This is a genomic window from Nocardioides sp. WS12 (genome assembly GCF_014108865.1).
Classification (GTDB): domain Bacteria; phylum Actinomycetota; class Actinomycetes; order Propionibacteriales; family Nocardioidaceae; genus Nocardioides.
The window spans coordinates 3,201,338-3,213,541 of record NZ_CP053928.1; the positions used below are offsets into that span (position 1 = coordinate 3,201,338).

General features: G+C 68.4%; 13 protein-coding genes. 5 read left to right on the plus strand and 8 right to left on the minus strand.

Going from position 1 to position 12,204, the window contains the following annotated elements; genetic code table 11:
* From sufC to HRC28_RS15635, 7 genes are all read right to left on the minus strand, one after another.
* Nucleotides 1-771, minus strand: a complete 771-nt coding sequence (gene sufC, locus HRC28_RS15605; protein ID WP_182376396.1) for a Fe-S cluster assembly ATPase SufC — start codon at nt 769-771, stop codon at nt 1-3.
* A complete protein-coding gene (locus HRC28_RS15610) occupies nt 768-1,103 on the minus strand; it encodes a non-heme iron oxygenase ferredoxin subunit (protein WP_182376397.1) in 336 nt (111 codons plus the stop codon). The genes sufC and HRC28_RS15610 overlap by 4 nt, the downstream gene beginning before the upstream one ends.
* The gene (gene sufD, locus HRC28_RS15615) at nt 1,100-2,266 is read right to left on the minus strand and encodes a Fe-S cluster assembly protein SufD (protein WP_182376398.1); all 1,167 of its coding nucleotides are present in this window, start codon (nt 2,264-2,266) and stop codon (nt 1,100-1,102) included. Before sufD ends, HRC28_RS15610 begins: the two co-directional genes overlap by 4 nt.
* Nucleotides 2,263-3,681 (minus strand): Fe-S cluster assembly protein SufB, encoded by a 1,419-nt coding sequence (gene sufB / locus HRC28_RS15620; protein ID WP_182376399.1) that lies wholly within the window; start codon nt 3,679-3,681, stop codon nt 2,263-2,265. Before sufB ends, sufD begins: the two co-directional genes overlap by 4 nt.
* Nucleotides 3,678-4,370, minus strand: coding sequence for a helix-turn-helix domain-containing protein (locus HRC28_RS15625; RefSeq protein ID WP_182376400.1), 693 nt, complete (start codon nt 4,368-4,370; stop codon nt 3,678-3,680). Before HRC28_RS15625 ends, sufB begins: the two co-directional genes overlap by 4 nt.
* Nucleotides 4,371-4,447: 77 nt before the next feature.
* Entirely contained in the window at nt 4,448-4,858 is a 411-nt protein-coding gene (locus tag HRC28_RS15630) for a hypothetical protein (protein WP_182376401.1), read from the minus strand.
* The gene (locus HRC28_RS15635) at nt 4,851-5,216 is read right to left on the minus strand and encodes a hypothetical protein (protein WP_182376402.1); all 366 of its coding nucleotides are present in this window, start codon (nt 5,214-5,216) and stop codon (nt 4,851-4,853) included. The genes HRC28_RS15630 and HRC28_RS15635 overlap by 8 nt, the downstream gene beginning before the upstream one ends.
* A gap of 43 nt (nt 5,217-5,259) precedes the next feature.
* On the opposite strand from HRC28_RS15635, the gene HRC28_RS15640 reads away from it, so the two are divergent.
* Genes HRC28_RS15640 through HRC28_RS15650 form a run of 3 tightly spaced genes read left to right on the plus strand, consistent with a single transcriptional unit; the run spans nt 5,260 to nt 7,861 of the window.
* Nucleotides 5,260-6,195 (plus strand): ABC transporter ATP-binding protein, encoded by a 936-nt coding sequence (locus tag HRC28_RS15640; protein WP_237111514.1) that lies wholly within the window; start codon nt 5,260-5,262, stop codon nt 6,193-6,195.
* Entirely contained in the window at nt 6,192-6,974 is a 783-nt protein-coding gene (locus HRC28_RS15645; RefSeq protein WP_237111515.1) for an ABC transporter permease, read from the plus strand. Before HRC28_RS15640 ends, HRC28_RS15645 begins: the two co-directional genes overlap by 4 nt.
* Nucleotides 6,965-7,861 (plus strand): COX15/CtaA family protein, encoded by an 897-nt coding sequence (locus tag HRC28_RS15650; protein ID WP_237111516.1) that lies wholly within the window; start codon nt 6,965-6,967, stop codon nt 7,859-7,861. Before HRC28_RS15645 ends, HRC28_RS15650 begins: the two co-directional genes overlap by 10 nt.
* 1 nt (nt 7,862) lies before the next feature.
* Here HRC28_RS15650 and HRC28_RS15655 read toward each other — a convergent pair whose 3' ends face one another.
* Nucleotides 7,863-8,792, minus strand: a complete 930-nt coding sequence (locus tag HRC28_RS15655; RefSeq protein WP_237111860.1) for a heme o synthase — start codon at nt 8,790-8,792, stop codon at nt 7,863-7,865.
* Nucleotides 8,793-8,934: 142 nt separating this feature from the next.
* On the opposite strand from HRC28_RS15655, the gene tkt reads away from it, so the two are divergent.
* Together tkt and tal are read left to right on the plus strand one after the other, a co-directional pair.
* Complete coding sequence (gene tkt / locus HRC28_RS15660) at nt 8,935-11,031, plus strand: transketolase (protein WP_202033091.1); 2,097 nt, start codon at nt 8,935-8,937, stop codon at nt 11,029-11,031.
* A gap of 51 nt (nt 11,032-11,082) precedes the next feature.
* Nucleotides 11,083-12,201: a transaldolase gene (gene tal, locus HRC28_RS15665; RefSeq protein ID WP_182376405.1), complete on the plus strand. Its 1,119-nt coding sequence runs from the start codon at nt 11,083-11,085 to the stop codon at nt 12,199-12,201.
* Nucleotides 12,202-12,204: the final 3 nt, after the last annotated feature.

Here is a 12,204-nt window from a genome sequence, read left to right on the forward strand (position 1 = left end):
TCAGGCCCCAGACTCCACGGATGCCTTGAGGAAGCGGTCGTAGCCGTTGGCCTCGAGCTCTTCGGCAAGCTCGGGACCGCCGGATTCGGCAACCCTGCCGGCGACGAACACGTGCACGTGGTCGGGCTTGATGTAGCGCAGGATCCGCGTGTAGTGCGTGATCAGCAGGACGCCCTTGTTGTCGCGCTCACGGAACCGGTTGACGCCGTCCGAGACGACCTTGAGTGCGTCGATGTCGAGGCCGGAGTCGGTCTCGTCGAGGATCGCGACCTTCGGGTCGAGCAGTTCGAGCTGGGCGATCTCGTGACGCTTCTTCTCGCCGCCGGAGAAGCCCTCGTTGACCGAACGCTGCGAGAACGTCGTGTCGAGGTTCATCTTCTCGAGGGCGCCGTTGACGTCCTTGACCCACGTACGGAGCTTGGGCGCTTCGCCGTCGATCGCGGTCTTCGCGGTGCGCAGGAAGTTGGAGACCGACACGCCGGGAACCTCGACGGGGTACTGCATCGCGAGGAACAGCCCTGCGCGCGCCCGCTCGTCGACGGACATGCTGAGCACGTCCTCGCCGTCCAGGGTGACCGTACCGCCGGTGACCTCGTAGCGCGGGTGGCCGGCGATGGAGTACGCCAGGGTCGACTTGCCGGAGCCGTTCGGGCCCATGATCGCGTGCGTCTCGCCGGAGTTGATGGTCAGCGTGACGCCCTTGAGGATCTCAATCGGACCGTCTTCGGTGTTGACCTGGACCTGAAGGTCCTTGATCTCGAGGGTGCTCATGCGGGGGTGACTCCGTTCAGGGTGGATTCCACGTCGACGTACACGTCGCCGTCGCGGACTTCTACTGGGAAGGTGGCAACCGGTTCGGTCGCCGGGAAAGTGGTGGGCTTGCCGGTGCGCAGGTCGAACGTCGACCCATGCAGCCAGCACTCGATCGTGCAGTCGGCGACTTCGCCCTCGCTGAGCGCGACCGCTGCGTGCGAGCACAGGTCCTGCAGCGCGTACACCTCGTCGCCGTTGCGTGCGATCGCCACGTCGTAGCGGTCGATCGTCACGGCCAGGGCCTCGTCGGTCGGGATGTCGTCCAGCGCGCAGGCGCGTTCGAAACTCATGCGAGGTCCGCGAGGACGTGGCGCTTGAGCTCCTCCTCGACCTGACCGCTCAACTTCGCGGCAAGATCGGGGATCGTCACCTTGCGGATCAGGTCGTCGAAGAAGCCGCGCACGACGAGCTTGCGGGCTTCCTTCTCCTCGATGCCGCGCGAGCGCAGGTAGAAGAGCTGCTCATCATCGAAGCGGCCGACGGCCGACGCGTGGCCCGCGCCGGCGATCTCTCCGGTCTCGATCTCCAGGTTCGGGATCGAGTCGGCGTGGCAGCCCTCGGTGAGGATCAGGTTGCGGTTCTCCTCGTAGGTCTCGATGCCCTCGGCGACCTTGCGGATCAGCACGTTGCCGACCCACACGGTGTGCGCCTTCTCGCCCTGCAGCGCGCCCTTGTAGACGACATTGGAGACCGTCTTGGGAGCGGTGTGGTCGACGAAGAGGCGGTGCTCGAAGTGCTGACCCGCATCGGCGAAGTAGAGACCGAAGAGCTCGGCCGTGCCACCCGGCCCGGCGTAGTCGACGTTGGTGCTGGTGCGCACCAGGTCGCCACCGAGGGTGAACTCGAACTGGCGCAGCGTTGCGTCGCGGCCCACTCGGGCGTTGATCTGCTCGGCGTGCACGGCGTCGTCGGCCCAGTCGTTGACGTGCACCAGGTCGAGGTGCGCGCCGTCACCGACGAGAACCGTCGTGAAAGCGTTGTACGTCGTGCTGCCCGAGTGCTCCACGACGACGGTGGCCTTGGCGTGGGTGCCGATCCGGACCACGAGGTGACCCCAGACCGTGGCGTCCAGCGCGGTGCCGTGCAGCAGCAGCCGCACCGGCTCCTCGACCTCGGTGTCCGACGGAATGTCGAGCACCAGGGCGCCACCGGCGTTCTTCACCGCAAGCGCACCGAGGCGGTCGAACGGCGCCGTACCGCCAAGGGCGATGGCATCCTCGGTGGTGAAACGGGTCAGCGTGACACCGGCGGGAAGGGATTCCTTCCACTCCAGGGTCTCGACGGACGGGACGTCCTCCAGCAGGCCGCGCAGGCGCTTGAGCGGGGTGAACCGCCAGACCTCCTCACGACCGGTCGGCACGGGGTGTGCCGCGAGGTCGAAGGTGGGCTCCGGGTGGAGGTGGGACTCGACGTGCTCCTGCTCGAGTGCCTCGCTGATGACTCCCGCGCTCAACCGACCGCCCCTTCCATCTGCAGCTCGATGAGCCGGTTGAGTTCCAGGGCGTATTCCATGGGGAGCTCCTTGGCGATCGGCTCGATGAAGCCGCGCACGATCATCGCCATCGCCTCGTCCTGCTGCATGCCTCGCGACATGAGGTAGAACAGCTGGTCGTCGGAGACCTTGGAGACGCTCGCCTCGTGGCCCATGGAGACGTCGTCCTCGCGGATGTCGACGTACGGGTAGGTGTCCGAGCGGCTGATCTGGTCGACCAGCAGCGCGTCACAGAGCACATTGGACTTCGAGCCGTGGGCACCCTCGTTGATCTGGATGAGGCCGCGGTACGACGTCCGGCCACCGCCGCGCGCCACCGACTTGCTCAGGATCGAGCTCGAGGTGTTCGGCGCAGCGTGCACCATCTTGGCGCCGGCGTCCTGGTGCTGGCCCTCGCCGGCGAACGCGATGGACAGCGTCTCGCCCTTGGCGTGCTCGCCCATGAGGTAGACGGCGGGGTACTTCATCGTGACCTTGGAGCCGATGTTGCCGTCGACCCACTCCATGGTGGCGCCGGCCTCGCAGACCGCGCGCTTGGTCACCAGGTTGTAGACGTTGTTCGACCAGTTCTGGATGGTCGTGTAGCGGCAGCGACCACCCTTCTTGACGATGATCTCCACGACCGCGGAGTGCAGCGAGTCGGACGAGTAGATCGGCGCGGTGCAGCCCTCGACGTAGTGCACGTAGGCACCCTCGTCGACGATGATCAGGGTGCGCTCGAACTGACCCATGTTCTCGGTGTTGATCCGGAAGTAGGCCTGCAGCGGGATGTCGACGTGGACACCCTTGGGCACGTAGATGAACGAGCCGCCCGACCACACCGAGGTGTTGAGCGCGGCAAACTTGTTGTCGCCGACCGGGATGACCGTGCCGAAGTACTCCTGGAACAGCTCCGGCTGCTCCTTGAGCGCCGTGTCGGTGTCGAGGAAGAGCACGCCCTGGGCCTCGAGGTCCTCGCGGATCGAGTGGTAGACGACCTCGGACTCGTACTGCGCCGCGACGCCGGAGACGAGGCGCTGCTTCTCCGCCTCGGGGATGCCGAGCTTGTCGTAGGTGTTCTTGATGTCCTCGGGGAGGTCGTCCCAGGTCGCGGCCTGCTTCTCGCTCGACCGGACGAAGTACTTGATGTTGTCGAAGTCGATCGACGACAGGTCCGAACCCCACGTGGGCATGGGCTTGCGGTGGAAGAGCTTGAGGCCCTTCAGGCGCAGGTCGAGCATCCACTGCGGCTCGGACTTGAGCGCGGAGATGTTGCGGACAACGTCCTCACTCAGGCCACGCTTCGCGTCGGCACCGACGTCGTTCTTGTCGGACCAGCCGAACTCGTAGCGGCCGATGCCCTTGAGCTCCGGGTTCAGTTCTTCGATCGAGGTCATGACGTGACCTGCTCCTTCTTCTTCTCGTCGAGCGAGTGGATCTGATGGACGGTCGGGATGCACGTGGTGCACACCCCGTCGCCGTGGGCGATGGTGGCCAGACGCTGGACGTGCGTGCCGAGGACGCGGCTGATCGCCTCGGTCTCGGCTTCGCACAACTGCGGGAATTCATGGGCCACGTGGGAGACGGGGCAGTGCTGCTGGCACAGCTCCTCCCCCACGGGGATCTGGTGCACCGCTGCGGCGTAGCCCTCAGCGGTGAAGATGGTGGCGAGCACCTGGGCCGGCGAGGCCTCCGGGTGGGCGGCCTGGACCTCGGGGAAGCGCTTCTCGATGAACGACGCCCGGCGGTCGGCGAAGGCGCGGACGGCGGCGTCACCACCCGTCTCGGCGAGGAAGCGCAGCGCCTCGGTGGCGAGGTCGTCGTACTGCTGGTCGAAGGCGTCGCGGCCACGCTCGGTGAGCACGAAGACCTTGGCCGGTCGACCACGTCCCCGCGAGCCCACGGGACGCGGGTCACGCGCCACGAGAGCGCCGTCGGCGACCATCTGGTCGAGGTGCCGGCGGACCGCTGCGGGGGTCAGGTCGAGCCGCTCCGCGAGGGCCACAGCAGTGGAGGCGCCGTTGACCAGGATCGACTGAGCCACGCGCTGGCGCGTCGGCTGGTCGCACTCGGTCGGCAATTCCACAACATCAGTGTGCCGATAATGCCCCGGCGCTTTCAAGCAAGGTGAGCCTTAGTTTCGAGGCTCGCTCCGCTCGCACCTCAACCAACGGGGACATTTCGCGTGTGGCGGAGCCACGCCAGGCCTGCGAACGGGAGGACGAGAGGCAGGAATCCGTAGCCCTGGCCGAAGTGGGACCAGACTGTCTTGTCGGGGAACAGGTCGGTCGCCAGATAGCTCAGCGCCCCCACGGACAGGACCCCGAGGAGCTCGATCGAGACAGCGATGCCGGCCACCCGCCACCCGGTGGTCCCGCCGAGGAGCAGGCAGGTCGTGGCGATGAGGTAGATCACGGCGGCGAGCAGCGACAAGGAGTAGGCCAGTGGCGCCCGGTCCGGCTCCATGCCCAACTGGACGGCAGAGCGACCCGTCGCGGCCACCGCGAACAGGCCGTAGACGAACACCAGTGCGCGCCCCCAGCCCTCGGCGAGCGGCTGCTGCAACTCAGACATGGCGACCTGCCCAGATGTCCCAGAGCCGGAGCTCCAGCCCGGCCACGGTGGCGACAGCGAGCAACAGGATCGTCGTGCCGACCCGGGAGCGCTCGGCCAGCGAGAAGAACGCACCCACGACCGGGATCAGGAACACCGTGACCAGGTAGCTCACGAAGACCGCACCCTCGACGTCGCGTTCGGTGCGGGCGAGCGCCACCGCTCCCCCGACCAGCTGCCCCAGCAGGATCAGGTCCAGCACCGCGAGCGTGATGAAGTGCGAGTCCTGGGCGGCCCGGTCACGAATCAGGTCCACCACGAGCAGTACCGCAGCCGCGCACGCGACGGCGAGAACGACGCCGTACAACCAGACAGTCACGGCCGCCAGCGTAGGCCCGCAGGCCGCGCTCTAGACTCCCCGGGTGCCCGCTGGTCCTGCTGTCCTCGTCGACGGCCTGGTGATGAGGTACGGCGACCGCACTGCTGTCGACGGCCTGTCCTTCGAGGTCGAGGCACACACGATCACAGCTGTCCTCGGGCCCAATGGCGCCGGCAAGACGACGACGCTCGAGACCTGCGAGGGCTATCGCCGCGCGCAGTCGGGCACGGTGCGGGTCCTCGGCCTCGACCCCGTGCATGAGCGTCGGGAACTGCTCCCCCGGATTGGCGTGATGCTGCAGTCGGGCGGCGCCTGGAGCGGCGCCCGCGCCGACGAGATGCTGCGGCACTTCGCGAAGCTGCACGCGAACCCACTCGACACCGCCCTGCTGATGGACCGGCTCGCCCTGCACGAGTGCGGCCGGACGCCGTACCGACGGCTCTCGGGCGGCCAGCAGCAACGCCTCGGACTGGCCCTCGCCCTCGTCGGGCGCCCCGAACTGGTCTTCGTCGACGAACCGACCGCGGGGCTGGACCCCCAGATCCGCCGGGCCGTCTGGGAACTCCTCGAGGAGTTGCGCGGTGACGGGGTGACCGTCGTCCTCACGACGCACTACCTCGAAGAGGCCGAGCGGCTGGCGGACAAGGTGCACATCCTCGACCACGGCAAGCTCGTGGCGAGTGGCTCCCCGCTCGAACTCACCCGTGGTGGCACCGTCGCCACGATCCGGTTGGTCGTGACGCAGCCGTTCCCACCGGGTTCGCCTGAAGCACTCGCCGCGGCCCTCGGCGCCGGCACCGAACTCACCGTGCTCGACCCGCTCAGCCTCCAGGTCTCCGGACCCGCCGATGGCTCCACGCTGGGCAAGGTCGCCGCCTGGTGCACTGACCACGACGTGCTCCCCGAGTCGCTGTCGCTGGGGCAGCGCAACCTCGAGGACGTCTTCCTCGAACTGACCGGACGGGACGACTTCGCTTGAGCACCCCCAGTACCGGCACCTTCACTCCGGCCCCCGGCGCGGCCCCCGTGCTGCGCCAGCTCGTGACGCAGGCGGGCATGGAAGCGCGACTGATGCTGCGCAACGGTGAGCAGTTGCTCATCGCGGTCGTGATCCCCGTGATCGTGCTCATCGGAGCAGTCCGGGGCGCCGACCGGGTCGGGCTCGACCTCGACGGTCGCCCGATCGATGTGCTGACGCCCGGCGTGCTCGCTCTCGCCGTGATGTCGACGGCCTTCACCTCGCTGGCCATCGCGACCGGCTTCGAGCGGCGCTACGGCGTCCTCAAGCGACTGGGCACCGCTCCCCTGTCCCGCGCCACCCTGCTGGGCGGCAAGGTGATCGCCCTGTTGCTCGTGGAGATCCTCCAGTTCGTGGTCATCGGCGGCGTCGGCTTCGCGATGGGCTGGTCCGGGCCGGACGGCCCCGGCGGCTACCTCGCCCTGATCCTGGCCGCCGTGTTCGGCACGGCAGCGTTCGCCGCTCTCGGGATGTTCCTGGCCGGCTCGCTGCGTGCGGAGGCGACACTCGCCGTCGCGAACCTCGTCTACCTGCTGCTGCTCGCCGGCGGCGCCGTCGTCCTCCCTGCCGCGGCGTACGGCGGCCTGGGAGATGTCGTTCGCTGGCTGCCGTCAGGGGCACTCGGTGAGGCGGTCCGCTCGGCCTGCGAAGCGTCCGTGGCGATCCGCGACCTGCTCGTGCTGCTCGCCTGGGCCGCCATCGGCGCCGTCCTGACAGCGAGGACCTTCCAATGGGAATGACCGTGACGACGCGATGGGCAGGCGTCCAGCAGGCGCTGGGTGCCCGGCTCGTTCCCCTCGCCTGGGCCAACCTGGTCGCGAACATCGGGATCGTCGTCACCGGCGGTGCGGTGCGGCTGACCGGCTCCGGCCTCGGCTGCCCGACCTGGCCGAAATGCACCGAGGAGTCGTACACGGTCGACGTCAACGAGCTCGGCATCCACGGCGTCATCGAGTTCGGCAACCGGATGCTGACCTACGTCCTCGTGGTCATCGCCGTGTCCTGCTGGCTGGCGGCCCGCAACCGCGCCGCGGAGCACCCGCTTGCGGTGCGGCTGTCGACGATCATCGCCCTCGGCATCCCTGCACAGGCTCTGCTGGGCGGCGTCACCGTGCTGACGGACCTGAACCCCTGGATCGTCGGTCTCCATCTGATCGTCTCGATGGCGATCATCGGCGTATGCGTCGTTCTCCTCGACCAACTGCGCGGACCAGCACGCGCGGGCGCCGCGCAGACCATCGGCCGACTCGCGTGGTTGCTGTTCATTGTGGGCTGGGTGGTGCTCTACCTCGGCACGGTCGTCACGGGCTCCGGCCCCCACTCTGGCGATGAGAAGTCCCACCGCACCGGGCTGGACCCGCAGGTCCTGTCGCACGTGCACGCCTGGGCGGTCTACGCCCTCGTGGCGCTGACGGTCGCGCTGCTCTGGACCGCCCACCGCACGAGCAACCCCGCCCTGTTCCGCGCCGCAGCCGTGCTCCTCGGCGTCGAACTGCTGCAGGGCACGATCGGCTTCTGGCAGTACTTCACCGACCTGCCCGAGGTTCTCGTCGCCTTCCACATGCTCGGTGCCGGCCTGACCTCGGCCGCACTGACCTGGGTCGTACTCGCGACCCGCCGCCGCTGAACTACTTGAGCAGAGGGTCGATCGCGACAGCGACGAACAGCAGGCTGAGGTAGAGATTCGACGAGTGGAACAGGTGCATCGGCTGGAGGATGCTCAGTTCGTCGGAGGTCTTCGCGCGACGGTGCAGCGCGTGCGCCTGGGTCAGGAACACGGCACCCAGGACGGCAGCAACGATCGGGTAGAACAGGCCGGTCGATGCGACCGGCCACAGCAGCAGGGAAGTGGCGACCATGACCCAGCTGTAGAGGACGATCTGGAAGGCGACGTTGCGGGCCGGCTTCACGACCGGGAGCATCGGGACGTCGACCTGCGCGTAGTCCTCGCGGTAGCGCAGGGCAAGCGCCCAGGTGTGCGGCGGCGTCCAGAAGAACACGACCGCAAAGAGCACGATCGGGATCCACGACAGTTCGTTCGTGACCGCGGTCCAGCCGATCAGGGTCGGGAAGCAACCAGCGATGCCGCCCCACACGATGTTCTGGGCCGTACGGCGCTTCAGGAGCATCGTGTAGATGAAGACGTAGAACGCAATGGCGCTGACCGAGAGCACGGCCGAGAGCGTGTTGACCTGCCAGGCGAGGACGACGGTCGACAGGACACCCAGGACGATGCCGAACACGAGCGCTGCACGCGGCGTCACGATGTGGCGCGGGAGCGCCCGACGACGGGTGCGTCGCATCTGCTCGTCGATGTCGCGGTCGTAGACGCAGTTGAAGACCGAGGCCGACCCGGCCGACAGCGTGCCGCCGATGACCGTCGCGACGACGAGGCCCAGCGGGGGGACTCCACCGGCGGCGAAGAACATCATCGGCACGGTCGTCAGGAGCAGCAGTTCGATCACGCGCGGCTTGGTCAGGCCGACGTACGCCATCAGCACGTCGCGCGCTGTGGCCTTCGCCTCAGCGGCCACGGGCCGTCCGTCGTCAGCGAGCAGCTCGGGGCTGGTCGGGTCGACGTAGGTCACGGAAATCCTCGCGGGCAGGGATCGAAAGCGGTCTGAGTGTAGCCCGAGCCGGCCGATGTATTGGCACCGAGCCAGTGTCGGCCGTCCGCTCGGGCTGGGTAGGCTCGGACCCATGATCCCGGAGTTGGTGTGGACCGATCTCGACCGCAAGGCCGTCGACACGGCACGGGTGCTGGCAATGGACTCCGTCCAGAAGGTCGGCAACGGCCACCCCGGCACCGCCATGAGTCTGGCGCCTGCGGCGTACCTGCTGTTCCAGAAGGTCATGCGGCACGACCCGTCGGACCCCGACTGGATCAACCGTGACCGCTTCGTGCTGAGCATCGGGCACAGCTCGATCACCCTCTACACCCAGCTCTTCCTCGGTGGCTTCGGGCTGGAGCTCGACGACCTCAAGGCGCTGCGCACCTGGGGCAGCCTCACCCCCGGTCACCCCGAGCTCGGACACACCCGCGGCGTCGAGGTCACGACCGGCCCGCTGGGCCAGGGCGTCGCGAACGCCGTCGGCATGGCGATGGCCGCCCGCCGCGAACGCGGCATGTTCGACCCTGAGGCGCCGGCCGGAGAGAGCTTGTTCGACCACCACGTCTACTGCCTCGCCGGCGACGGCGACCTGCAGGAGGGCGTGAGCGGCGAGGCCTCCTCCATCGCCGGCACGCAGAAGCTCGGCAACCTCACGATGATCTACGACAGCAACCGGATCTCGATCGAGGGCGACACCAACATCGCCTTCACCGAGGACGTCGCCGGACGCTACGAGGCCTACGGCTGGCACGTCCAGGAGGTCGACTGGACCAACGGCGGCACCGAGTACGTCGAGGACGTCCCCGCGCTGCACGCTGCGCTCGCCGCCGCGGACGCCGTCACCGACAAGCCGTCTCTGATCGTGCTGAAGACGATCATCGCGTGGCCCGCGCCCAACGCGCAGAACACCGAGGCCGCCCACGGCTCGGCACTCGGCGCCGAAGAGGTGGCCGCCACGAAGAAGGTCCTCGGCTTCGACCCCGACCAGCACTTCGAGGTTCCCGCCGAGGTGCTCGAGCACACCCGTGAACTGGTTGCCCGGGGCAAGGTCTGGGGCGCCGAGTGGGACGAGGCCTACGCCACCTGGAGCGCCGCGCACCCCGAGGCCGACGCTCTCCTCCAGCGCACGAAGAACCACGACCTGCCCGACGGCCTCGCCGACGCCCTTCCGACGTTCGAGGCCGACGCCAAGGGTGTCGCCACCCGCGCTGCGTCCGGCAAGATCATCAACGCGATCGCTCCTCTGCTCCCCGAACTCTGGGGCGGCTCTGCCGACCTGGCCGGTTCCAACAACACGACCATCACCTCGGCGCCGTCCTTCATCCCCGAGGACCGCTCGTCGCACGAGTGGAAGGGCGACCCGGTCAACGGCCGGGTGCTGCACTTCGGCATCCGTGAGCACGGCATGGGCGCGATCATGAACGGCATCGCTGCCGGCGGACGGACCCGCGTCTTCGGCGGCACGTTCTTCACGTTCTCCGACTACATGCGCGGTGCAGTCCGCGTCGCGGCCCTGACGAAGACGCCCGTGATCTACGTCTGGACGCACGACTCCGTCGGCCTCGGCGAGGACGGCCCGACCCACCAGCCGATCGAACACCTCGCCGCCATGCGTGCAATGCCCGGCATCGACATCGTCCGCCCGGCCGACGCCAACGAGACGGCTGCGGCCTGGCTCGCGGTGCTCCAGAACACCGACCGGCCCGCCGGTCTGGTGCTCACCCGCCAGAACGTGCCGACCTTCCCGCGGGGCGAGCAAGGCTTTGCGACGACCGAGGGCGTGGCCAAGGGCGGCTACGTCCTGATCGACGCCGAAGGTGGCCAACCGGACGTCGTACTGCTGGCGACGGGTTCCGAGGTGCAGTACGCCGTTGCCGCCCGCGAGACCCTCGCTGCTGACGGCATCAAGGCGCGGGTCGTCTCGCTCCCCTGTCTCGAGTGGTTCGAGGCCCAGGACCAGGCCTACCGCGACTCGGTCATCCCGCCGTCGGTGAAGGCCCGCGTCTCCGTCGAGGCCGGCGTGAAGCAGGGCTGGCGCGAGTACGTCGGCGATGCCGGTCGGATCGTCAGCATCGACCACTACGGCGCCAGCGCCGACGCGGGCACGCTGTTCCGTGAGTTCGGCTTCACTCCCGAAGCGGTCGTCGCGGCCGCCCGGGACAGCATCGCCGCGGCCGGAGCCTGACGCGCCGTTCGTCGTACACCAGCACACCCCAGCACCTCTCGAGGAGGATTCATGAGTGAACGACTGAAGGCCCTCGCTGACGCGGGGGTGTCCATCTGGCTGGACGACCTGTCCCGCGAGCGGATCGAGACCGGCAACCTCGCGGCGCTCGTCGCCGAGAAGTCGGTGGTTGGTGTCACCACCAACCCCACCATCTTCGCCGGCGCGATCGCCAACGGTGAGCGGTACGACGACCAGGTCCGCGCGCTCGTCGCCGAAGGTGCAACGGCCGACGCCGTGATCTTCGCGCTGACCACCGACGACGTCCGCAACGCGTGCGACGTGCTCGCTCCCGTTGCCGCAGCGACGGCTGACGACGGCCGCGTGTCGATCGAGGTCGAGCCGACCCTCGCCAACGACACCGCCGCGACGGTCACGTCCGCGAAGGCCCTCTGGGCCGCCGTGGACCGGCCCAACGCGCTGATCAAGATTCCCGCGACCCTCGAGGGCTTGCCGGCCATCACGGAGGTCATCGCCGCCGGGATCAGCGTCAACGTCACCCTCATCTTCTCGACCGAGCGCTACCAGGCCGTCATGGACGCCTATGTCGCCGGTCTCGAGCAGGCGCAGGCCGCGGGCATCGACCTGTCGACCATCCGGTCGGTGGCGTCGTTCTTCGTCTCCCGCGTCGACACCGAGATCGACGCACGCCTCGACAAGATCGGCACCGACGAGGCCCTCGCCCTGCGCGGCAAGGCCGCGGTCGCGAACGCCCGTCTGGCCTACGCCGCCTTCGAGGGCGTCATTGCCTCGGAGCGCTGGCAGGCGCTTGCCGCAGTCGGGGCCAACGCCCAACGGCCGCTGTGGGCCTCCACCGGTGTCAAGAACCCGAACTACTCCGACACCCTCTACGTCACCGACCTCGTCGTCGCGAACACCGTGAACACGATGCCCGAGAAGACGCTCCTCGCGTTCGCCGACCACGGTGAACTGGTCAACGACAACGGCGGCGACGCGGTGACCGGCAAGGCTGCCGAAGCCCAGTCCGTGTTCGACCAGTTGGCTGCCGTGGGCATCGACCTGGACGACGTCTTCACCGTGCTCGAGACCGAGGGCGTCGACAAGTTCAAGGTGTCGTGGACCGAACTGATCGAGACCGTCGAGGCGCAGATGGCCAAGGCGGGAGCCTGACCG